This window comes from Pseudomonas sp. 3HC3 (genome assembly GCF_044904505.1).
GTDB classification, from domain to species: Bacteria; Pseudomonadota; Gammaproteobacteria; order Pseudomonadales; family Pseudomonadaceae; genus Aquipseudomonas; species Aquipseudomonas putida_Y.
The window spans coordinates 70,360-92,186 of sequence record NZ_JADDRH010000004.1; the positions used below are offsets into that span (position 1 = coordinate 70,360).

Sequence of the window (21,827 nt, forward strand, 5' to 3'; positions counted from 1 at the left end):
GCTGCTCCTGCAGGCGCGGGCTCAGCCTGTGTCACCGCTTGGCGATGATGTACACCGCATGCACGATCCCCGGAATGTACCCCAGCAGGGTCAGCAGGATATTCAGCCAGAACGCCCCGCCAAACCCGACCTGAAGGAACACCCCCAGCGGCGGCAGGATAATGGCGATGATAATGCGGATAAAGTCCATGCGAGTTTCTCCTGAAGGGTTACATCAAAGACTAGCTGCCAGCCGAAGAGGTTCCACAGGCAAAAAAAACGCCCCGGGCCGAATGAAACAGGCCAGGGGCGATGCGCAGGAACGCCAGACGGTTCGTTGAATTCTTTGGCAGGCCGCTACGCCGGTACTTCGCGGCGGGCCTGCTGCTGGGCATGCAGGCGGGCGAAAGCGCGCGCCAGGCGCAGCAGCATTTCGTCGATGTTGCCTTTGCTCACAGTCAGCGCCGGAGAAAAGCGCACCACATCCGTTTGCGGCGCGTTGAGCAGCAGGCCCTCGTGCAGGGCCGCAGCCACCAGCTCGCGGGCCAGGTTCTCTTTCAGTTGCAGGGCCCATAGCAGCCCGTGACCGCGCACTTCACCCTGACCATAGCGCCCGGTCAGGCGGCTCAGGCCTTCACGAAGGTGACGACCGTTGTCCTGTACCTGGGCCAGAAAGCCAGGTTCGAGCACGCTGTCCAGCACCGCCAGGCCGGCGGCGCACATCAGCGCGTTGCCATGGTGGCTGCCGTCCAGCTCACCAGGCTCGGCGCAGCATGCCTTGCCCCTGGCCAGCAAGGCGGCCAGTGGCACGCCGCCCCCCAGGCCCTTGCCCAAGGTGATGATGTCGGCGCGCACGCCATAGAGTTCCTCGGCCAGCAGCGCACCACAGCGACCAATACCGGTCTGCACCTCATCTAGGATCAGCAGGATGCCCAGTTCGCGGCAGAGCGTTTCCACGCCCTTGAGGTATTCCTGAGTAGCGGGAATAACGCCCGCCTCACCCTGTATCGGCTCGAGCATTATCGCCACGGTGCGTGAATCCACCTCGGCGTGCAGCGCCGCCAGGTCGTTGAACGGCACCTTGCTGAAACCCGGCAGGCCAGGCTCGCAGCGATTGCATGGCAACGGATCGGACGCGGACAGCGCGCCCAGGCTACGGCCATGGCAGGCTTGGCTGGCAGTAATGATGTGATAGGCGCCATTGCGGTGCAGCTGGCCCCACTTACGCGCCAGCTTGATCGCCCCTTCACAGGCCTCGGCACCGCTGTTGAGCAGGTAGGCCTGGTCACTGCCGGTACTCTGACACAGCCGGTTGACCAGCCCCAGCAGGCCACGGTTGTAAAAGCCCGAGCCCGGGTTGATCAACGCCTGAGCCTGGGCTCCCAACGCTTTGACCAAAACGCTGGGGCTGTGGCCCAAGCTGTTGACCGCGCCGCCCTGGGTAAAGTCCAGGTAGGCATGCCCTTCGTTGTCCCACAACCAGGAGCCCTGGCCACGCACGAATACCTGCGCTGCACGTTCGGCGCCGGGCATCAGGCGCTCAGGCGACAGCTCAGATGCTTGCGGCACGATCACCGGCGCACGCTTGGGCTCGGCGGCGGCGGCAGGAGCCGAGCGGCGCAGGTTGAACAGGTTCATCAGGGCTCCAACCAATCACGGTAAAGGGCAGCCACGGTGCGGTCTTGATGCCGGCACTCGATATTTTGCCTTGCCTATCAAAAGTGTTTTTCATCCATGGTAACAATCGACCGAATCATCGCTGTAACCCTTTGGAATACGGCGATAGACTAGGCTTCAACAGGGATTTCGACCATTTCGTTTTTCCAGCATTTTCGATAAGTGTTGCTTATGGATTTCCGCCAACTGCGTTATTTCGTCGCGGTGTACGAAGAAGGCCACGTAGGCCGTGCCGCCGAACGCCTGTCGCTGTCACAGCCGGCGCTTTCCCAGCAGATCCGCCAGTTGGAGCACAGTCTCGACCTGAGCCTGTTCGAGCGCAGCAACAAACGCTTGCTGCCAACCTTGGCCGCACACACCTTGTACAACCATGCCCTGCCGTTGCTCGACGGCCTGCAGCGTGCCCACGAGGCTATGCGCAACTTCAAGGGCCAGTCGCTGCGCACCTTGGCTATCGGTGTATTGCAGACAGTGCGGCCAAGCCTGATACCGCAACTGCTTGAACGGCTGCGCAAGGCTCAACCTCACCTGGTCGTGCAGATTTACGAGTTGTCGGGGTTGGAGATCGAACGGCGCCTGCTCAACGGCAGCCTGGACATCGGCATCAGCTACTTGCCGCCGCGCCAGCCTGGGCTGCATGGCTTGCTGTTGTACGAAGATGAGCTGCAACTGGTCATACCCGATACCCACCCGCTGAAGGACTTCAAGAAGGTGTCCATCCGTCAGGCCGCCGAGTTGCCCATGCTGATGCTGGGCGAAGAGTTCCAGATCCGCCAGATCTGGCAGGCGCAGCTGGCCAGCCAGGGCCGACGGCCGCAGGTGCAGGCAGAGATGAACAATATGGCAGGGATTCTCGATAGCCTCGCGCACACGGCGCTGGCTACCATTCTGCCGGGGCGCGCCAAGGAGGCCGCCGAAGATGATCAGGGGCTGCTGTGGAAGCCGTTGAGCGAGCCACGCGTGCCGTTGAAGGTTGGCCTGGTATTCCGCGATGCCCAGCGCCAGCAGGCCTCTGTAGAGCTGCTGCGCACGTTGCTGGAGGAAGAGACGGACGCCCGCCTGTTGGGGGCGTCACCGCGGGATGTGCTGGCCTGAAAAACACGCACGCAAAGAAAACCCCGCCGAAGCGGGGTTTTCCAGACTGTTTCCCTGTGACATCCGTATCGCCCCGCCATCCTGGCAGGTGGTCCTTCGTCGTCGTCCTTGATCTGTCCTTTGCGCTTCCTGCGCAACGTCCATGTGGTAAAGATTAACCGTGGATCCAATCTTAGAACAGTGGTGAAAAGTCACCACGTCGTGTAGGAAAAAGCTTACACAGGAGATTCGTTCACAGATATGCCATGGCTGGGGCAGCTGCGCAGCCCCAAAAATCGATCAGAACTGCTCGGCATCCAGCAAGTAAAGCGACTCACTCCCCGCCTTCACCGAAGCCACCAGCGAATCCACCCGTGGCAGCAACCGTGCAAAATAGAACCGCGCCGTACCCAGCTTGCCCGAATAGAACGCCGCATCCCCATCGCCCGCCTGCGCCGCCCGCGCCATCAGTGCCCACATATAGCCATAGGCAACATAGCCGAAGGCATGCAGGTACTCGACCGAAGCCGCGCCAATTTCATTCGGGTTGCCCTTGGCCTGCTGCAATACCCACTCGGTCAGCCCATCGAGCTGATCGAGCGAAGCACGCAGTGGCTTGGTGAATTCGTCCAGTTCGCTGCCTGCATGAGTAATGAACTGGCGAATCTCATCAGAGAACAGCTTGTAGTATGCCCCGCCGCTGGCCACCACTTTACGGCCCATCAGGTCGAGGGCCTGGATGCCATTGGTACCTTCGTAGATCTGGGTAATGCGCACATCGCGCACCAACTGCTCCTGCCCCCACTCACGAATGTAACCATGCCCGCCAAATACCTGCTGGCCGTGCACTGCGCACTCCAGGCCCAGATCGGTGAGGAAGGCCTTGGCCACCGGCGTCAGCAGTGCCACCAGCTCTTCGCTGCGTTTGCGCACGCTGGTGTCTTCGCTGTACTTGGCACTGTCCAGTTGCATGGCCACGTAAGTGGAGAAGGCGCGGCCACCTTCGATCAGTGCCTTCATGGTCAACAGCATGCGACGCACGTCCGGGTGGACGATGATCGGGTCGGCAGCCTTGTCCTTGGCTTGCGGGCCAGTCGGGGCACGGCTTTGCAGGCGATCGCGGGCGTACTCCACGGCGTTCTGGTAGGAGCGCTCGGCCGACGCCAGGCCTTGAATGCCGACGCCCAGGCGCTCGTAGTTCATCATGGTGAACATGGCCGCCAGGCCTTTGTTCGGCTCACCGACGATGTAGCCGACAGCTTCGTCGAAGTTCATCACACAGGTAGCCGAAGCCTGGATGCCCATTTTGTGCTCGATCGAACCGCAAGTGGCCGGGTTCCGCGCACCGAGGCTACCGTCTTCATTGACCAGGAACTTCGGCACCAGGAACAGCGAAATACCTTTCGGCCCCGCCGGTGCATCCGGCAACTTGGCCAGTACCAAGTGGATGATGTTCTCGGTCAGGTCGTGTTCGCCACCGGTGATGAAGATCTTGGTGCCGCTGACCTTGTAGCTGCCGTCAGCCTGGGGCTCGGCCTTGGTGCGGATGATGCCCAGGTCGGTGCCGGCATGCGGCTCGGTCAGGCACATGGAGCCGGCCCAAACGCCGGCATACATGTTCGGAAGGTATTTTTCCTTCAAGGCCTCGCTGGCGTGGGCGTTGATCGACAGACAGGCGCCGGCGGTCAGCATCGGGTACAGGCCGAAGGCCAGGCTGGATGCGTTGACCATTTCCTCGACTTGGGCCGAGATGGCCTTGGGCATACCCATACCGCCGAAAAGCGGGTCGCCGCCCACGCCCACCCAGCCGCCTTCAGCGTAGGTGTTGTAGGCCTCGATGAAACCGGCTGGGGTGCGTACCACGCCGTTGTCCCAGTGGCAGCCCTCTTCGTCGGCAGCTCGGCTGAGCGGCGCAATGGTCTTGGCGGTGACCTTGCCGGCTTCTTCCAGCACGGCCATGGCCGTGTCGGCATCGACAACCTCGGCCAGACCGGGCAACTGCGTCCACTGCTCGGCCACGTTGAAGACTTCATTCAGTACGAAGCGCATGTCGCGCAGGGGCGCTTTATAGTCAGCCATGACAACCTCTCGCTAGTCGGGTCGGGGCGGTCTCGGGGAACCGCGACACTGGGGTTAATGGCAGTGTAACCGAACAACTTTTGCGAGACATAGGGTCATCAATCGACTATATAGTCTAACCTGGTCACACTGTACGCACTGCCCCACGCGGTGATTGTCGCCCATGCACCATGACACAATTGCGCCCCGCGCCTTTGGCGCTGTATAGCGCCTGGTCGGCGGATTTCAGCACCGCCTCGGGGTTGCGATGATCGGTCTGGCGCTCGGCCACGCCGATACTGATGGTGACCGAGACCGTGCCGCCGCCGCTGCCAGCGCGGCGCTGGCGGCCGGCGGTATCGTCCTGTGGGCGGTTGTGCTGGTCGCGCAGGTGCATCACGTAATTAGCGATCACTTCACGCACGGCCTCCACATGCGGCACGCATTCCTCGGCGGTCTTGCCGGCGAACACCAGGGCGAACTCTTCCCCACCATAACGGTAGGCGCGGCCACCGCCGGTGACCTTGGACAAGCGGCTGGCGACCAACCGCAGCACCTGGTCACCGACATCGTGGCCGTGGGTGTCGTTGAATTTCTTGAAATGGTCGACATCGGTCATGGCGATGACATAGTTACGCCCCAGACGCTGCATGCGCTCGTTCAGCGCACGGCGCCCCGGCAGGCCAGTCAGCTCGTCACGGAAAGCCATCTGATAAGCCTCGTGCGCCACTGCTGCGGCGATCATCAGCATTACCTGGCTGCACATGATGTTCAGGGTAAACGGTAGGATGAAGGTTTGCGGCAGCATCCAGAAAATGCCCAGTAGGCCGATCAACTGCGCGGCGTGCAGCGGCCGGGGTGCACGCAGGTACTGCACCACCAGCAGAATGAACACACCAAGGAACAGTGGGTAGACCATCTGGATCAGGCTCATCCAGTGGCCATGCAAAGCCGGCCAGCGGATCTCCGCCAACCAGATCAGCAACGCCTCGGGGTAGCTTTGCTGGAGGGCCACCGCCACGCTGCCCACGGCAAACAGCACTGCACCGCGGGCGACCAGGTCCTGCAGCAGGTGCGTACGCTCCTGCCAGGCGCCATACAGCCCGAACAGCGCCGGCAGCAGCAGGCAGACCAGGTGGAAGATCACCGCGGCATCCTCACGCACGCGGCCATGGTCACGGTAGAAGTCGGTCTGGGTATCGAGCAGGAAGTAGGCGATGTACACCGTCAGCATCAGGAACAGTTCACGCTGACGGCGGTAAACCGCGCAGTAGGCGCCGCCCAGCAGTAGAACCAAGGTAGGCAGGACATTGAACAGCGATGTGAAAAAGACGCTGAGGTCTCTCACATAGGCTGCGGCGAGCCCTGCCAGCAACAAGAACAGCGACGGCAGGAAGTGGCTAGCGCGAACAGCGTTAAGACGAAACAAGGGTAATCTCCAACCCGGCAGATCAATAATGGCATTGTGCCCTCACTTCATCGGCAGTGCACTGGAACAGTTGAATTTGCGGTTGGATGAACGAACTTCCCATGCACCGTGTCGCATCCTTCGCGGGTAAACCCGCTCCTACGACGGCCTGTGGCCAACCCCTGATGTGTGGCCACCACCGATCAGTGGGGTAGGAGCGGGTTTACCCGCGAATACGGTGGCGGCGGCAACGGTGAACGGCGGGTGGAGATTGGCCAGCAGGGCCGGCCTCTTCGCGGGTGAACCCGCTCCTACACGACGGCCTGTGGCCAACCCCTGATGTGTGGCCACCACCGATCAGTGGGGTAGGAGCGGGTTTACCCGCGAATACGGTGGCGGCGGCAACGGTGAACGGCGGGTGGAGATTGGCCAGCAGGGCCGGCCCTTTCGCGGGTAAACCCGCTTCTACACGGCGGCCTGTGTCCAACCCCTGATGTGTGGCCACCACCGATCAGTGTGGTAGGAGCGGGTTTACCCGCGAATACGGTGGCGGCGGCAACGGTGAACGGCGGGTGGAGATTGGCCAGCAGGGCCGGCCTCTTCGCGGGTGAACCGCTCCTACACGACGGCCTGTGGCCAACCCCTGAGGTGTGGCCACCACCGATCAGTGTGGTAGGAGCGGGTTTACCCGCGAATACGGTAGTGGCGGCAACGGTGAACGGCGGGTGGAGATTGGCCAGCAGGCCCGGCCCTTTCGCGGGTAAACCCGCTCCTACGAGGGACCACGCTGAACCTGAAGACAAAAAAACCCGCCTACCGGTCAGGGCAGGCGGGTTTTGGGTACAGCGCCAGTATCAGTACGACAGGCCGAAGTGCTCTTCGTCCATCGCCATCAGGTTGTTGGCACCCGACAACATGGTCGCCACATGGGTACGGGTACGCGGCAGAATACGCTGGAAGTAGAAGCGGGCAGTCTGCAGCTTAGCGGTATAGAACGCCTCCTCGCTGGTGCCGGCTGCCAGTTTCTCGGCGGCCAGGCGGGCGATGTCGGCCCAGAAGTAGGCCAGGCAAGCATAGCCGGAGTACATCAGGTAATCGACCGAAGCCGCACCCACTTCTTCACGGTCCTTCATGGCAGCCATGCCCACTTTCATGGTCAGCTCGCCCCACTCCTTGTTGATGGCCGCCAGCGGTTCGACGAACTCCTTGACCGCTTCGTTACCTTCCTGCGCCTGGCAGAACTTGTGCACGATTTTGGTGAAGCCCTTCAGTGCTTCGCCCTGAGTCATCAGCACTTTACGACCGAGCAGGTCGAGGGCCTGAATACCGGTAGTGCCTTCGTACAGCATGGAGATGCGGCTGTCGCGCACGTTCTGCTCCATACCCCATTCGGCGATGAAGCCATGGCCACCGTAGATCTGCACGCCGTGGTTGGCGGCTTCGAAACCGACTTCGGTCATGAATGCCTTGGCGATCGGGGTCAGGAACGCCAGCAGGGCGTCAGCCTTCTTGCGCTCTTCTTCGTCCTGGCTGTACTTGACGATGTCCACCTGCTTGGCGGTGAAGTAAACCATCGCGCGGTTGCCTTCGGCGAAGGCCTTCATGGTCAGCAGCATGCGACGCACGTCCGGGTGGACGATGATCGGGTCAGCGGCCTTGTCCGGTGCTTTCGGGCCGGTCAGGGAACGCATCTGCAGGCGCTCACGGGCGTACTTCAGGCCACCCTGGAACGCCACTTCGGCGTGGGCCAGGCCTTGCAGCGCGGTACCCAGGCGTGCGGTGTTCATGAAGGTGAACATGCAGTTCAGGCCTTTGTTGGCAGGGCCAATCAGGTAGCCGGTGGCAGCATCGAAGTTCATCACGCAGGTAGCGTTACCGTGGATGCCCATCTTGTGTTCGATCGAGCCGCAGCTCACGCCGTTGCGTTCACCCACGCCACCCTCGGCGTTGGGCAGGAACTTCGGCACGATAAACAGCGAAATACCCTTGGTGCCGGCCGGTGCGTCCGGCAGGCGGGCCAGAACGATATGGACGATGTTGTCGGCCATGTCGTGTTCGCCGGCCGAAATGAAGATTTTGGTGCCCGACACCTTGTAGCTGCCGTCGGCCTGTGGCTCGGCCTTGGTGCGCAGCATGCCCAGGTCGGTACCGCAGTGCGGTTCGGTCAGGCACATGGTGCCGGTCCACTCGCCGGACACCAGCTTGGTCAGGTAGGTGTGCTGCTGCTCGGCAGTGCCATGCGCAGAAATAGTGTTCATCGCGCCATGCGACAGGCCTGGGTACATACCCCACGACCAGTTCGAGCCACCGACCATTTCGCTCAGGGCCAGGCCCAGCGACTCTGGCAGGCCTTGGCCGCCGTGCTCGACGTCATGCGCCAGGCTAGGCCAGCCGCCTTCGACGAACTGCTCGTAGGCTTCTTTGAAGCCGGTTGGGGTTTTCACCCCCGATTCGCTCCAGATGCAGCCTTCCTGGTCACCCACACGGTTCAGCGGCGACAGCACCTGCTCACAGAATTTCGCGCCTTCTTCAAGGATCGCGTCGACCATGTCGGGCGTGGCGTCCTGGCAGCCCGGCAGGCTCTGATAGTGCGCCTCATAGCCAAGCAGCTCGTCGCGAACGAAGCGGATATCACGCAAGGGGGCTTTGTAGTCAGGCATTGCGATGAACCTCTAGGTGAGTTCTGTGGGGTGACCCGCGCTTGGCGGAAGCCGATCAAACAGTTGTTTGAAACTTACGTTTAGCTTAGCTCTCTGTCAAGGATGGACTATGGTGCCATTTACGCCACGGAAAATGGCAAATCCGCCATTGCTCGACAAAAACGCTGTAGGAGCGGGCTCGCCCGCGAATGCGTCCAACCAAACCAGACTGCTGTCTGATCGGACGCATTCGCGGGCAAGCCCGCTCCTACAAGGGCAGGCGCTGAAATAGGGGATGACGCAAGTGTTCAGGCGTAGGTGTCGATGATCCGGCCAAGCATTTCGTCGGATGCCTTGACGACCTTTGCTCCAAGCTCGACTTCGGTCTTGCCCACCGCCTGTTGCACGACACTGGTGGCCATGTCCATCTGCTGGCTGCGGTCGACCGCGCGCAAGCGTTCGGCCTGAAAATCGCTGGACTGGCTAGTGGCGGTACGTTCGGCAGTGGTGTTGGCGATCTGGCTGGCGGCCTGATCGACGCGGTTCTGCCCGGTCTGGATTGCGCTCAGGCCCGCGTAGTAGGCGGAGCTACCGGTGATTTCCATGTCAGGACTCCATTGACGCTGGATGACGAACAGCCCCAATTAAAGCAGGCTGGGGACAAAAAGGCCCGTTTAAATCCCTAATGGCTCAATGCCAGTTGATAGGCCTTGGGTATTCCTGCACTGGCCGCTTCGCAGGTAAACCCGCGCCTACAACGGTATGCGTTCCCTCGTAGGAGCGGGTTTACCCGCGAAGAGGCCGGGCCTGCAACACACTAATCCAGCAGATCCAGCTGCAGATGCTCAGCCACCATGTCGGCACTGGCCTGCTTGAGCTTGGGCACCCGCCCCAGGCAAGGTGCCGGCAGGCGCTCTGCAAGGCTGGCCAGGTTCTCTTCCAGGCGCGAGGTGCGCGGCTCGATGATGTTTGCCACCCAACCCGCCAACTGCAGCCCATCGCGCTCGATCGCCTCGGCGCTAAGCAAGGCATGGCTGATGCAACCCAAGCGCACGCCTACCACCAGAATCACCGGCAACCGCAGGGCAACGGCAAGGTCGGACAGGTTCTCCAGGCCCGACAGCGGTACGCGCCAGCCACCGGCTCCCTCTATCAGGGTGAAGTCGGCATTTTGTTGCAGCACATTGCGCATCGCTGCGAGCAGGTCTGGCACAGCCAGCGTCACCCCTGCCTCGCGCGCCGCCACATGCGGAGCAATAGCAGGCTCGAAGGCAAACGGATTGACCTGCTCATAGGGCAGCTTGACCGTGCTTTCGTCGATCAGCGCCAAGGCATCGCTATTGCGCAAGCCTTTCGGCGTCATCGTGCAGCCTGAGGCAACCGGCTTGGCACCCAGCGTGCTCATGCCCTGCAAGCGCGCCGCATGCAACAGGCCGGCGGCGATGGTGGTCTTGCCAACATCGGTGTCGGTACCCGCAATGAAAAAGGCCTGGCTCATCGTGCTCCCCTTACGCCTGTGGCTTGCGCAACACACCATAGACCACTTGATAGGTGGCTGGCAGCCCCGCGGGCTGGCGAAATGCCTCATAGGCCTGCAACAGGCCCTGCATTCGCGCCCTGCCGGTGAGACCGGAAGGTCGCCCAGGGTTCAGATTGTGCGCCCCCAACGCCTTCAGTTCGTGGGTCAGGCTGCGCACATCCGGGTAGTGCAGCACATGCGGGCACCGCTCCAGCTCAAGCTGTTCAAAACCGCTGGCTGCGCACAGGCGCTGATAATCCTCAAAACGGCGGAAGCGGTTTACATGCACCAGACCATCCACCGCCTGCCAGCTGGCGCGCAGTTCGTCGAGGGTGCCCACGCACAGGCTGCTGAAGGCCAGTACACCGCCTGGGCGCAGCACCCGCTGCGCCTCGGCCAGCACACTGGCGAACTGATCGCACCACTGCACCGCCAGGCTGGAAAACACCAGGTCGACGCTGCCATCGCGCAGCGGCAAACGCTCGGCGTCGCCAACCACGTGATACTGCGCCCCACCCTTTACATGACGGGCGTGAAGCAACATGCCTTCGGCAATATCCACCGCCACGCCACAGGCCTGGGTGAAACGCTCAGCCAGCATGCGGCTGAAATGGCCGGTGCCACTGCCCAGGTCCAGCCAGTGTGACGGCTGCAGGCCTGCCGGCAACTGCTCCAGCAGGCCCAGACCTACAGCGCGCTGAAGGGCCGCCACGCTGTCGTAGCTGGCCGCGGCGCGGGAGAACGAGGCCGCCACCTGGCGCTTGTCGGGCAATGCGCCGGGCAGGGTCGGACGGGAAAGGTCAGTCATCGCCACTCTCATGCAGGAAACTCTTGATGCCCGTCGCCAGTTCCTGCGGGTACTCCAGCAGGAACGCGTGGGAACTGTCTTCGACCAAGCCCACTTCCACATCGGGCAACAGCTCGCTTAACGCCTTTGCCGCCTCTGCCGGCACTAGCGCATCGCTGCCAGCAAACAGGTGCAGCTGCGGGCCTCCATAGGCTTGCAAGGCTTCGCGGGTGTCCAGCTTGGCCAGCACTTCAAGGCCAGTGGCCAAGTACAACGGGTCGGTATCCGGCACGCCGACACCCAGTTGGCGCAACAGGGTGCGCGGCTGCAGGGCGCCGTCGCTGCACAAGGTACGGAAGCGTTTGAGGGTGACCTGGGTATGGCTGCGACAGCCGTCGAGGAAGGTGCCGAAGGTGTCTTCGGCCATGCCATGGGGCCAGTCTGGACGGGCCAGGAAGCTGGGGTTGCTGGCCAAGGTCAGCAGCCCGCAGCAGTGGTCGCCACGCTTGTGCGCCAGCGCGCTGGCCAACATGCCACCCAGTGACCAGCCACCCAGCCAGACATTGTTGGGCAGCTTGCGATCCAGATGGTCGATCCAGGCCTGCACATCACTGTGTGCCAGTTCTGGCAGGGGCATCAGCTCTACCTGCAGGCGGGCGTCCTGACCACGCAGGCTAGCCGCCAGCGGCTCCAGCGCAGCAGTTCCCAAGCCCCAGCCAGGCAACAGAACAAGTCGATTACGCATCGGCGTTCTCCAACTGTGGATAACACTCGGCCAATGCATTCAACAATAGCTGCACCTGCGCCTCGCTGTGCGCGGCACTCAGGGTCACCCGCAGGCGTGCGCTGCCAGCCGGCACGGTGGGTGGGCGGATGGCCGTCACCAGCAAGCCGCGCTCACGCAGCAGGCGTGACAGGCGCAACGCCTGCGCACTGTCGCCGATCACGATGGGCTGGATTGGCGTCGGGCTGTCCATCAACTGAAGCCCCATCTGCTGCGCGCCTTCCCGGAACTGGCGAATCAAGGCTGCCAGATGCTCACGACGCCAGGTTTCACGGCGCAGCAGCTCCAGGCTCTTGAGTGTGGCGCAGGCCAGCGCCGGTGGCTGGCTGGTGGTGTAGATGTAGGGGCGGGCGAACTGCACCAGCGCCTCGATCAGCTCTTCGCTGCCAGCCACAAAGGCGCCGGCAGTGCCGCAAGCCTTGCCCAGCGTGCCGATCAGCACCGGTACGTCATCCACACCCAGGCCAAAGTGCTCGACGATACCGCCGCCCTGTGCGCCCAAGGTACCCAGGCCATGGGCGTCGTCAACCATCAACCATGCGCCGCGGGCACGCGCGACATCGGCCAGCGCCGGCAGGTCGGCCAGGTCACCGTCCATGCTGAATACGCCATCGGTCACCACCAGGGTATTGCCGACTGCCTTGTCCAGGCGGCTGGCCAAGCTGGCCGGGTCGTTGTGCAGGTAGCGGTTGAAGCGGGCACCACTGAGCAGCCCGCCATCCAGCAGCGACGCATGGTTCAGGCGGTCTTGCAGCACCGTGTCGCCCTGCCCCACCAACGCGGTGATGGCGCCCAGATTGGCCATATAGCCGGTGGAGAACAACAGCGCGCGCGGGCGGCCGGTGAGTTCAGCCAGTGCCTCTTCAACCTGATGGTGCGGGGTGCTGTGGCCAACCACCAGGTGCGAGGCACCACCACCCACACCCCAGCGCTCGGCGCCGGCCTGCCAGGCGGCGATCACCTCGGGGTGGTTGGCCAGGCCCAGGTAGTCATTGCTGCAGAAGGCCAGCAACCGCTGGCCGTCGACCACCACTTCCGGCCCCTGCGGGCTTTCCAGCAATGGCCGCTGCCGATACAGGTCTGCGGCGCGCCGTTCGGCCAGGCGCGCAGCCAGATCGAAAGCCATGTCAGGCTGTCGCGGCGTCGTAGAACATCTCGCTGCTGCGCTGCTCGACCAGCGCTTGCTCGATGGCTGCCTGGTGCACTTCGTCGGCGTGCTCTTCGCGCGCTTCGGGCTTGATACCCAGGCGTGCGAACAGCTGCATGTCCTTGTCGGCCTGGGGGTTGGCGGTGGTCAGCAGTTTTTCGCCGTAGAAGATCGAGTTGGCGCCCGCCATGAAGGCCAAGGCCTGCATCTGCTCGTTCATCTGCTCACGGCCGGCGGACAGACGCACGTGAGACTTGGGCATGAGAATACGGGCCACGGCCAGCATACGGATAAAGTCGAACGGGTCGACGTCCTCTTCCTCAGCCAGCGGCGTGCCGGCTACCTTGACCAGCATGTTGATCGGCACCGACTCCGGGTGCTCCGGCAGGTTGGCCAACTGGATCAGCAGGCCGGCACGGTCATCCAGCGACTCACCCATGCCCAGAATGCCACCAGAGCAGATTTTCATCCCGGCATCGCGCACGTAGGCCAGGGTCTGCAGGCGCTCGCTGTAGGTACGTGTGGTGATGATGCTGCCGTAGAACTCTGGGGAGGTGTCGAGGTTGTGGTTGTAGTAGTCCAGGCCAGCCTGGGCCAGGGCCTTGGTCTGCTCCTGGTCGAGTTTGCCGAGGGTCATGCAGGTTTCCAGGCCCATGGCCTTGACGCCTTTGACCATCTCCAGCACGTAGGGCATGTCTTTGGCCGATGGGTGCTTCCACGCCGCCCCCATGCAGAAACGGGTAGAACCGATGGCTTTGGCGCGGGCAGCTTCTTCCAGCACCTTCTGCACTTCCATCAGCTTCTGTTTTTCCAGCCCGGTGTTGTAGTGGCCGGACTGCGGACAATATTTGCAATCTTCCGGGCAGGCACCGGTCTTGATCGACAGCAAGGTCGAAACCTGCACGCGGTTGGGGTCGAAATGCGCGCGGTGCACGGTCTGCGCCTGGAACAGCAAGTCATTGAACGGTTGCTGGAACAGCGCCTTGACCTCGGCCAGGGACCAGTCGTGACGTGTTGTTGCAGTTGTGCTGGCGCTCATCGGCGTTTCCTTGTTTAGGCTGTAGCTGGCGCCGGGACAGGAAAGCCCGCCAGCGCATCACGGATAGCTCGCATAGTCATGGAAGGCCTATGAACTGTCAACTGTACTGGAAGCGACTGGTTTACAAGTGCTCACTTATTAATCAGCAGTGCTTGTTCTGCGATGAGCCTGCCGAGCAGCACTACCCGCTGTGCATCACCTGCGAACAGGCGATGCCCTGGCTGGGTGATCAATGCCGGCATTGCGCCCTGCCCTTGCCCATGCCCGGCCTGACTTGCGCCCTGTGCAGCCGCCGCTTGCCGGCCTTCGATCAGGTCATTGCCCTGTGGCAGTTCGGCTTTCCGGTGGACACGTTGATCAGCCGCTTCAAGCACAATCGCCAATGGCCTTTGGGGCGACTGATGGCTGAGCTACTCGGGCAGGGGCTGCTGTATCGCTATGCCGAAGGGTTGCCTCGCCCTGACCTGCTGTTGCCTGTGCCTTTGGCCAGGCGTCGACTGCGCGAGCGGGGGTTCAACCAGGCGGGGATGCTTGGGCGGTGGTTGTCGTCACACGTCGGGGTAACATGCAACGAGCGTTTGCTGGTGCGAACACGCGAAACACCGGCACAGCAACATCTGGGCGCCAGGGCACGACGGCACAATTTGCGCCAGGCGTTCGCGGTAATGGGCGAACTGGAAGGCAAGCATGTCGCCATCGTCGATGATGTGTTGACCACCGGTGCCACTGCGCAGGCTATTGCCCAGGCACTGCGCAAGGCAGGTGCACGGCGGGTGGATGTGTATTGCCTGGCACGTACGCCCAAACCGGGGTATTTATGACCTGGCGCGACCTGCCCATTTGTAAAGCACCCTTGTATACGGAATACCCATGTCCCTCCCCCCCCTTCTCACCCAGCACATCGCCCGCCGCCCACAGCGCATCGCGCTGCTGCAACACATTGCCGAACAAGGCTCGATCACCCGCGCCGCCAAGGCAGCGGGTATCAGCTACAAGGCGGCCTGGGATGCCATCGACGAGCTCAACAATCTGGCCAGCCAGCCTTTGGTCAAGCGCAGCACCGGTGGCCGTGGCGGCGGCGGTGCGCACTTGTCGCCGGAAGGCGAGCGGGTGCTGCGCCTGTACCAACGGCTGCAGGCCCTGCAGGCACAAATCCTTGAAGCCGCCGAAGAATCCAGCGACCTCGACCTGCTCGGGCGCCTGATGCTGCGCACCAGTGCGCGCAACCAGTTGCAGGGCCAGGTCAGCGGCCTGCGCCCTGAAGGCCGGTATGACCGAGTCAGCCTGGCATTGAGCGGCGGGCTGGAGATCGATGCGCTGATCACCCACGACAGCACTGCGCGGCTGGAACTGACACCGGGAACGATGGTGGTGGCGCTGCTAAAGGCCGGGTGGGTGCGGTTGCTGGCGGAAGAGGAAGAAGCCGAGGGGGGCAGCAACTGTTTGAGCGCGACGGTGGAGGAAGTGCTGGCCGAGGATGACGGCCCCAGCGAGGTCAGGCTGGCGCTGGGTAATGGGCAGACGTTGTGTGCCATTGCAGAGGCGCAGTGGTTGGCTGGGCAGCAGGTGGCGGCCGGCAGTTCGGTGCGGGTGCAGTTCCATCCGTCCTATGTGCTCATCGGGATACCGGCTTAGCCTGGCAACGCGGTGAGCGGATTTCGCGCATGCCTGTTGAGAAGCCGGCACAGGCATAACGCGCTACCATGGCCGCACGCCGCTTACCCTCCGGAGCCACCATGTCCCACCCCTTCGACACCCTCACCCCCGACCTGGTCCTGGACGCAGTGGAAAGCCTGGGCTTTCTCAGCGATGCGCGGGTGCTGGCGCTGAACAGCTACGAAAACCGCGTGTACCAGGTAGGCATCGAAGACGCGCAGCCGCTGATTGCCAAGTTCTACCGCCCAGGCCGCTGGAGCGATGCAGCCATCCTTGAAGAACACGCCTTCACGGCCGAGCTCGCCGACTGCGAAGTCCCGGTGGTTGCGCCCATGCAGCACGATGACCGCACCTTGTTCGAACACCAGGGCTTCCGCTTCACGCTGTTCCCCCGTCGCGGCGGCCACGCCCCTGAGCCTGGCAACCTCGACCAGTTGTATCGCCTGGGCCAACTGCTCGGTCGCATGCATGCCGTGGGCGCCAGCAAACCGTTCAAGCACCGCGAGGCACTGGCTGTGGACAACTTTGGCCACGCCTCGCTGAACACCTTGCTGGAGGGTAATTTTGTCCCGCGTGAACTGTTGCCGGCGTTCGAGTCCGTGGCCCGCGATCTGCTCAAGCGGGTGGAGGACATCTACGCTCGCACACCACACCAACTCATCCGCCTGCACGGCGACCTGCACCCCGGCAACCTGATGCACCGTGACGAGGTGTACCACGTGGTCGACCTCGACGATTGCCGCATGGGCCCAGCGGTGCAAGACCTGTGGATGATGCTGGCCGGCAACCGCGAGGAGCGCCTGGGGCAACTGGCCGAGCTGATCGACGGCTACAACGAGTTCCACGACTTCGACCCGCGCGAACTGGCCCTGATCGAGCCCCTGCGCGCCCTGCGCCAGTTGCACTATAGCGCCTGGCTGGCAAGGCGCTGGGACGACCCGGCGTTCCCGCCCAGCTTCCCTTGGTTCGGCCAGCCACGCTACTGGGGCGACCAGATTCTCGCCTTGCGCGAACAAATGGCCGCACTGGATGAAGCACCGCTGAAATTGTTCTAGAAGCGCGCCCACCTCTGTCTACAATAGGCGTCGCTTTATTTAGCAACCTAAGCAAGGATTCTGCATGCACGCCGCAAACCCGCGTCGCGGGTACATACTGGGCTTGAGCGCCTACATCATCTGGGGCCTTTTCCCCATCTACTTCAAGGCAATCCAGAGCGTCCCGGCGGTGGAGATCATTGTCCACCGGGTGCTCTGGTCAGCACTGTTCGGCTCGCTGCTGCTACTGGTGTGGAAACACCCCGGCTGGTGGCGTGAACTGCGCAACAACCCGCGCCGGCTGGGCATCCTGGCACTGAGCGGGGCACTGATCGCCGGTAACTGGCTGACCTACGTGTGGTCGGTGAACAACGGCCGTATGCTCGAGGCCAGCCTGGGCTATTACATCAACCCGCTGATCAACGTACTGCTGGGCATGCTGATTCTTGGTGAGCGCCTGCGCCGCCTGCAATGGCTGGCGGTGGGCATGGCCGCCGTGGGTGTGGCGCAGCAGGTGTGGCAAGTGGGCAGCCTGCCATGGGTGTCACTGGTGCTGGCGTTGAGCTTCGGCTTCTATGGGCTGATCCGTAAGCAGGCGCCGGTAGCAGCACTGCCGGGCCTGGTGGTGGAGACCTGGATGCTGGTACCGCTGGCCCTTGGCTGGCTGCTGCTGCACCCGTCAGCGATGAGTGCCCAGGGCGCGTTCTATACCAGCAGCGAGGCGCTGTGGCTGATGGCGGCAGGGCCGGTAACGCTGGTGCCGCTGGTATGCTTCAACGCCGCCGCACGGCACCTGCCGTACACCACGCTGGGCTTCCTGCAGTACCTGGCACCGACCTTGGTGCTGTTGCAGGCCGTACTGCTGTTCGATGAGCATTTGTCGTCGAGCACCTTGGTGGCCTTCATGTTCATATGGGCAGGTTTGGCGATTTACAGCGTGGATGCATGGCTGAACTTGCGCAAACGTAGCTGATCAGAAAACGATCAAAACTCTGCAGGCCATGTAGCTATTGGCCTGCAGAAACATCTCCATAGGTTATCCACACCCTCGTCCCCGTGCTTTGTGCACAAGCTGCTGATAATTGGGTGTTTTTTGAGCAAAGCTCTGCAAGGCACGTGATACCTGGGCTGGAGAGGTACGCCCCCAGGTTATCCACAGGGCCTTCCCCGTGATATCGGGATAACCTCCGGCCAGGATCAATCCTCCGGCCGCAACTGCAACTCCACCATCAAATCATCCGCCAGACTCTCCAGCTTCTGCTGCAGTTCATCCAGCGAAAGGGCCAGCGGCAACGCCAGCAACGCATCGGCATGAAACAACGGCTCACTGCTCATTGGCGCGGGCCGCACTTCGGTAGTGAACCGCTCCAGATTCACCCCAAGGTCCGCCAACAAGCGGGTAATGTCCCGTACGATCCCCGGCCGGTCGTTACCCACCAGCTCCATGGCAATAGGCTTCCAGGTGCAAGAAGGCTCTATCCCGCTCTCGGCAATCAGCACGCGAATGTCATACCTGGCCAGCCCCTGCAACGAGGCCACAAGCTCGGCGTAATTCTCTGCCGGCACCGCCACCCGCAGAATGCCAGCAAACTGCCCGGCCATACGCGACATGCGGCTTTCCAGCCAGTTACCACTGTGGTCGGCGATGCACTGGGCAATACGTTCGACCTGGCCGGCCTTGTCAGGGGCAATTACAGTCAGTACAAGATGATCCACAAGCCCTTCCTCGTGTCGGACCGCGCCGGGCGGCAGAAAATCGGGGGATCGAATCAGTATAGGCAAGGCGCGGCAACCTGCCGCAGGGCAATCCGCACAGCTAATCGTGTACTGTTTCAAGATTTATCTGGAACAATCCACCTGTTTTTTGCGAACATACCCACTCCCAGCGTGACCATACGCGACCATCGGGTCGCATAACGGCGCTTTTAGTCTGATTTTGCCCCGCCTACTGCTTCATGTAGTATCCCGTGGCGCGGACTACAAAACGTCGTTTGGATGTCTGCCAAGGCGCCTGTGAAAATACGCACACTGTCTGCCAGCCTGTCTGGCCGGCCGCACCCAGCCGCCCCGAAGGGGCATGCACTGGTGCCGTGTTTAGAGAAGCGCTACAGGCTTAATACAGAAGAGCGAAATAGCTGAGCAGAGTGAGGCAAGCAATGACTGGATACGTTCAAGTCGGTGGCCTTCAGGTCGCCAAGGTCCTGTACGACTTCGTGAACAACGAAGCCATCCCCGGGACCGGCATCGTCGCCGAGCAGTTCTGGGCGGGTGCAGAGAAGATCATCAATGACCTCGCTCCAAAGAACAAAGCCCTGCTCGCCAAGCGCGACGAGCTGCAAGCCAAGATCGACGCCTGGCACCAGGCACGCAAAGGCCAGGCCCACGACGCCGCAGCCTACAAAGCATTCCTCCAGGAAATCGGCTACCTGCTGCCACAAGCCGACGATTTCCAGGCCACCACCCAGAACGTGGACGAAGAAATCGCCCACATGGCCGGCCCGCAACTGGTCGTGCCGGTGATGAACGCCCGCTTCGCCCTGAACGCCGCTAACGCCCGCTGGGGTTCGCTGTACGACGCCCTATACGGCACCGATGCCATCAGCGATGAAGGCGGCGCCGAAAAAGGCCAGGGTTACAACAAGGTGCGCGGCGACAAGGTCATCGCCTTCGCCCGCGCCTTCCTCGACGAAGCCGCGCCCTTGGCCGCCGGCTCGCACGTCGACTCCACGGGCTACCGCATCGAAGGCGGCAAGCTTGTTGTTGCCCTGAAAGGCGGCAGCAACACTGGCCTGCGCGACGATGCGCAACTTATCGGCTTCCACGGCGACGCCGCTGCACCCACTGCCGTGCTGCTCAAGCACAACGGCCTGCACTTCGAAATCCAGGTCGATGCCAGCACCCCGGTCGGCAGCACCGACGCCGCTGGCGTCAAAGACATCCTGATGGAGTCGGCACTGACCACCATCATGGACTGCGAAGACTCGGTTGCAGCCGTAGACGCTGACGACAAGGTCATCGTCTACCGCAACTGGCTGGGCCTGATGAAAGGCGACCTGGCCGAAAGCGTGAGCAAGGGCGGCAAAACCTTCACCCGCACCATGAACCCGGACCGTGAGTACGCGGCGCCTAACGGCGGCAGCGTGACCCTGCACGGTCGTTCGTTGCTGTTCGTGCGCAACGTTGGCCACCTGATGACCAACCCGGCGATCCTCGATGCCCAAGGCAACGAAATCCCTGAAGGTATCCAGGACGGGCTGTTCACCAACCTGATCGCCCTGCACAACCTCAACGGCAACACCACCCGCAAGAATACCCGCAGCGGCAGCGTGTACATCGTCAAGCCGAAGATGCACGGCCCTGAGGAAGTGGCCTTCGCCGCCGAGATCTTCAGCCAGGTCGAAGACCTGCTGGGCATGCCGCGCAACACCGTCAAGGTCGGCATCATGGACGAGGAGCGCCGTACCACGGTCAACCTCAAGTCCTGCATCAAGGCAGCCGCCGAGCGCGTGGCGTTCATCAACACCGGTTTCCTTGACCGCACTGGCGATGAAATCCACACCTCGATGGAAGCCGGCGCCGTGGTGCGCAAAGGTGCCATGAAGAACGAGAAGTGGATCGGCGCCTACGAAAACAACAACGTCGACGTTGGCCTGGCCACCGGCCTGCAAGGCCGGGCGCAGATCGGCAAAGGCATGTGGGCCATGCCTGACCTGATGGCAGCCATGCTCGAGCAGAAGATCGCCCACCCGCTGGCCGGTGCCAACACCGCCTGGGTGCCGTCGCCAACTGCCGCCACCTTGCACGCCCTGCACTACCACAAAGTGGACGTCCAGGCGCGCCAGCGTGAACTGGCTTCACGTACCCCGGCGTCGGTGGACGACATTCTGGCCATTCCGCTGGCTGCGGACACCAACTGGTCGGCCGAAGAGATCCGCAACGAGCTGGACAACAACGCCCAGGGCATCCTCGGCTACGTGGTGCGCTGGATCGACCAGGGCGTGGGTTGCTCGAAGGTGCCGGACATCAACAACGTCGGCCTGATGGAAGACCGTGCCACCCTGCGCATCTCCGCCCAGCTGCTGGCCAACTGGCTGCGCCACGGCGTGGTCAGCCAGGAACAGGTGCTGGAAAGCCTCAAGCGCATGGCCGTGGTGGTCGATCAGCAGAACGCTGGCGACGCCCTGTACCGTCCGATGGCGCCGAACTTCGACGACAACGTGGCGTTCCAGGCGGCAGTGGAGCTGGTGGTGGAAGGTGGCAAGCAGCCGAACGGTTATACCGAGCCGGTACTGCACCGCCGTCGCCGCGAGTTCAAGGCACGTAACGGGTTGTAAGTAACATCTGCGCCAAGGGGGCCGTTTTGCGGCCCCCACTGCGCATCAATCCATTTTCAATTCTCTCTTCACCAGCTCCAACAGCTTGCCCAAATCCACCGGCTTGAGCAGGAAATCCACCACGCCCAGGTGCATCACATCCACTGCTTCTTCCACATCGGTGTCGCCCGACACCACAATGATCGACAACGCCGCCCGCTCCGACGCGCGAATTGTCCTGATCAAGTCCAGCCCACTTTCAGGCTGCATGCGCAAATCGGTAATCATCAACCCGATACGCTTCTGGTAGTGCAGGTACAACCTGGCTTCCTCGGCCCCATCCGCCCCAACCGCATCGATGCCCCGGCTTTTCAGGTACAGGATCAGTGCCTCCCGGTTAACCGCGTTGTCATCCACCACAAGCACCAACGGCCTGGCAGCCACAGGCGCACTCTGGTTTATCACGGCCAAGGCCTCGCGCTCGGCGTCGCTCAGGATGTCGGTGTGCTCGGGCATGCTTGTCTCGTCAAAATAATTCCGCTTCAGCATTAGGACCGCAGTACTTGCGTAACCCGTTTCTCCTTTCGTCGGGTCTCTGACAGGGGCGCTCATAGACTTACGTCCAATGGGCACCACCTCGCCGCAAGCCGACCATGGAGGCAGAGAACAACATGGCCGGTACCTATATATAGATATATATAGTTCGGCATAGC

The 21,827-nt window shown here is 62.3% G+C and carries 19 protein-coding genes; 6 read left to right on the plus strand and 13 right to left on the minus strand.

Going from position 1 to position 21,827, the window contains the following annotated elements; genetic code table 11:
- Positions 1–31: 31 nt before the first annotated feature.
- Entirely contained in the window at positions 32–190 is a 159-nt protein-coding gene (locus tag INQ47_RS09310; protein ID WP_009681539.1) for a YqaE/Pmp3 family membrane protein, read from the minus strand.
- A 146-nt stretch (positions 191–336) separates the two neighbouring features.
- Positions 337–1,617, minus strand: coding sequence for an aspartate aminotransferase family protein (locus INQ47_RS09315; RefSeq protein WP_404701559.1), 1,281 nt, complete (start codon positions 1,615–1,617; stop codon positions 337–339).
- Between the two features lie 210 nt (positions 1,618–1,827).
- Here INQ47_RS09315 and INQ47_RS09320 point away from each other — a divergent pair, with 210 nt between their 5' ends.
- Positions 1,828–2,751, plus strand: coding sequence for a LysR family transcriptional regulator (locus INQ47_RS09320; protein WP_252460426.1), 924 nt, complete (start codon positions 1,828–1,830; stop codon positions 2,749–2,751).
- A 279-nt stretch (positions 2,752–3,030) separates the two neighbouring features.
- On the opposite strand, the gene INQ47_RS09325 is transcribed toward INQ47_RS09320, so the two are convergent.
- The 9 genes from INQ47_RS09325 to bioB all read right to left on the minus strand — a co-directional run bounded on the left by INQ47_RS09325 (position 3,031) and on the right by bioB (position 14,111).
- Positions 3,031–4,809: an acyl-CoA dehydrogenase C-terminal domain-containing protein gene (locus INQ47_RS09325; RefSeq protein WP_252460428.1), complete on the minus strand. Its 1,779-nt coding sequence runs from the start codon at positions 4,807–4,809 to the stop codon at positions 3,031–3,033.
- Between the two features lie 124 nt (positions 4,810–4,933).
- Positions 4,934–6,217, minus strand: a complete 1,284-nt coding sequence (locus tag INQ47_RS09330) for a diguanylate cyclase (protein ID WP_404701560.1) — start codon at positions 6,215–6,217, stop codon at positions 4,934–4,936.
- An 833-nt stretch (positions 6,218–7,050) separates the two neighbouring features.
- A complete protein-coding gene (locus INQ47_RS09335) occupies positions 7,051–8,856 on the minus strand; it encodes a phenylacyl-CoA dehydrogenase (protein ID WP_404701561.1) in 1,806 nt (601 codons plus the stop codon).
- 287 nt (positions 8,857–9,143) lie between these two features.
- Entirely contained in the window at positions 9,144–9,440 is a 297-nt protein-coding gene (locus tag INQ47_RS09340) for a hypothetical protein (RefSeq protein WP_049587144.1), read from the minus strand.
- A gap of 212 nt (positions 9,441–9,652) precedes the next feature.
- A complete protein-coding gene (bioD, locus tag INQ47_RS09345; protein ID WP_252460746.1) occupies positions 9,653–10,333 on the minus strand; it encodes a dethiobiotin synthase in 681 nt (226 codons plus the stop codon).
- A gap of 10 nt (positions 10,334–10,343) precedes the next feature.
- Positions 10,344–11,162 (minus strand): malonyl-ACP O-methyltransferase BioC, encoded by an 819-nt coding sequence (gene bioC, locus INQ47_RS09350; RefSeq protein WP_404701562.1) that lies wholly within the window; start codon positions 11,160–11,162, stop codon positions 10,344–10,346.
- Positions 11,155–11,886: an alpha/beta fold hydrolase gene (locus tag INQ47_RS09355; RefSeq protein WP_252460749.1), complete on the minus strand. Its 732-nt coding sequence runs from the start codon at positions 11,884–11,886 to the stop codon at positions 11,155–11,157. The genes bioC and INQ47_RS09355 overlap by 8 nt, the downstream gene beginning before the upstream one ends.
- Entirely contained in the window at positions 11,879–13,051 is a 1,173-nt protein-coding gene (gene bioF / locus INQ47_RS09360) for an 8-amino-7-oxononanoate synthase (RefSeq protein ID WP_252460750.1), read from the minus strand. The genes INQ47_RS09355 and bioF overlap by 8 nt, the downstream gene beginning before the upstream one ends.
- Position 13,052: 1 nt before the next feature.
- Positions 13,053–14,111, minus strand: a complete 1,059-nt coding sequence (bioB, locus tag INQ47_RS09365) for a biotin synthase BioB (protein WP_014589423.1) — start codon at positions 14,109–14,111, stop codon at positions 13,053–13,055.
- A gap of 89 nt (positions 14,112–14,200) precedes the next feature.
- Between bioB and INQ47_RS09370 the strand changes: the two genes are divergently transcribed.
- The 4 genes from INQ47_RS09370 to rarD all read left to right on the plus strand — a co-directional run bounded on the left by INQ47_RS09370 (position 14,201) and on the right by rarD (position 17,774).
- A complete protein-coding gene (locus tag INQ47_RS09370; RefSeq protein WP_404701563.1) occupies positions 14,201–14,932 on the plus strand; it encodes a ComF family protein in 732 nt (243 codons plus the stop codon).
- Between the two features lie 49 nt (positions 14,933–14,981).
- Complete coding sequence (locus tag INQ47_RS09375; protein ID WP_252460752.1) at positions 14,982–15,746, plus strand: TOBE domain-containing protein; 765 nt, start codon at positions 14,982–14,984, stop codon at positions 15,744–15,746.
- 101 nt (positions 15,747–15,847) lie between these two features.
- Entirely contained in the window at positions 15,848–16,822 is a 975-nt protein-coding gene (locus INQ47_RS09380; RefSeq protein WP_021782682.1) for a serine/threonine protein kinase, read from the plus strand.
- Between the two features lie 64 nt (positions 16,823–16,886).
- A complete protein-coding gene (rarD, locus tag INQ47_RS09385) occupies positions 16,887–17,774 on the plus strand; it encodes an EamA family transporter RarD (protein WP_252460757.1) in 888 nt (295 codons plus the stop codon).
- Positions 17,775–17,998: 224 nt separating this feature from the next.
- Here the strand turns inward: rarD and INQ47_RS09390 are convergent, their stop codons facing one another.
- The gene (locus INQ47_RS09390; protein ID WP_021782680.1) at positions 17,999–18,517 is read right to left on the minus strand and encodes a glycine cleavage system protein R; all 519 of its coding nucleotides are present in this window, start codon (positions 18,515–18,517) and stop codon (positions 17,999–18,001) included.
- A 440-nt stretch (positions 18,518–18,957) separates the two neighbouring features.
- On the opposite strand from INQ47_RS09390, the gene INQ47_RS09395 reads away from it, so the two are divergent.
- On the plus strand, positions 18,958–21,135 hold the full coding sequence (locus INQ47_RS09395) for a malate synthase G (RefSeq protein ID WP_392504588.1): 2,178 nt from the start codon (positions 18,958–18,960) through the stop codon (positions 21,133–21,135).
- Between the two features lie 45 nt (positions 21,136–21,180).
- Here INQ47_RS09395 and INQ47_RS09400 read toward each other — a convergent pair whose 3' ends face one another.
- Positions 21,181–21,726: a response regulator gene (locus INQ47_RS09400; protein WP_021782678.1), complete on the minus strand. Its 546-nt coding sequence runs from the start codon at positions 21,724–21,726 to the stop codon at positions 21,181–21,183.
- Between the last annotated feature and the right edge of the window lie 101 nt (positions 21,727–21,827).

Bases quoted from the DNA above. Each gene is read 5' to 3' on its own strand.
- INQ47_RS09340 (WP_049587144.1), bottom strand. From the start codon at position 9,440: ATGGAAATCACCGGTAGCTCCGCCTACTACGCGGGCCTGAGCGCAATC.
- INQ47_RS09325 (WP_252460428.1), bottom strand. From the start codon at position 4,809: ATGGCTGACTATAAAGCGCCCCTGCGCGACATGCGCTTCGTACTGAAT.
- INQ47_RS09315 (WP_404701559.1), bottom strand. From the start codon at position 1,617: ATGAACCTGTTCAACCTGCGCCGCTCGGCTCCTGCCGCCGCCGCCGAG.
- INQ47_RS09355 (WP_252460749.1), bottom strand. From the start codon at position 11,886: ATGCGTAATCGACTTGTTCTGTTGCCTGGCTGGGGCTTGGGAACTGCT.
- rarD (WP_252460757.1), top strand. From the start codon at position 16,887: ATGCACGCCGCAAACCCGCGTCGCGGGTACATACTGGGCTTGAGCGCC.
- bioB (WP_014589423.1), bottom strand. From the start codon at position 14,111: ATGAGCGCCAGCACAACTGCAACAACACGTCACGACTGGTCCCTGGCC.
- INQ47_RS09375 (WP_252460752.1), top strand. From the start codon at position 14,982: ATGTCCCTCCCCCCCCTTCTCACCCAGCACATCGCCCGCCGCCCACAG.
- bioD (WP_252460746.1), bottom strand. From the start codon at position 10,333: ATGAGCCAGGCCTTTTTCATTGCGGGTACCGACACCGATGTTGGCAAG.
- bioF (WP_252460750.1), bottom strand. From the start codon at position 13,051: ATGGCTTTCGATCTGGCTGCGCGCCTGGCCGAACGGCGCGCCGCAGAC.
- bioC (WP_404701562.1), bottom strand. From the start codon at position 11,162: ATGACTGACCTTTCCCGTCCGACCCTGCCCGGCGCATTGCCCGACAAG.
- INQ47_RS09370 (WP_404701563.1), top strand. From the start codon at position 14,201: ATGAACTGTCAACTGTACTGGAAGCGACTGGTTTACAAGTGCTCACTT.
- INQ47_RS09380 (WP_021782682.1), top strand. From the start codon at position 15,848: ATGTCCCACCCCTTCGACACCCTCACCCCCGACCTGGTCCTGGACGCA.
- INQ47_RS09400 (WP_021782678.1), bottom strand. From the start codon at position 21,726: ATGAGCGCCCCTGTCAGAGACCCGACGAAAGGAGAAACGGGTTACGCA.
- INQ47_RS09310 (WP_009681539.1), bottom strand. From the start codon at position 190: ATGGACTTTATCCGCATTATCATCGCCATTATCCTGCCGCCGCTGGGG.
- INQ47_RS09395 (WP_392504588.1), top strand. From the start codon at position 18,958: ATGACTGGATACGTTCAAGTCGGTGGCCTTCAGGTCGCCAAGGTCCTG.
- INQ47_RS09335 (WP_404701561.1), bottom strand. From the start codon at position 8,856: ATGCCTGACTACAAAGCCCCCTTGCGTGATATCCGCTTCGTTCGCGAC.
- INQ47_RS09320 (WP_252460426.1), top strand. From the start codon at position 1,828: ATGGATTTCCGCCAACTGCGTTATTTCGTCGCGGTGTACGAAGAAGGC.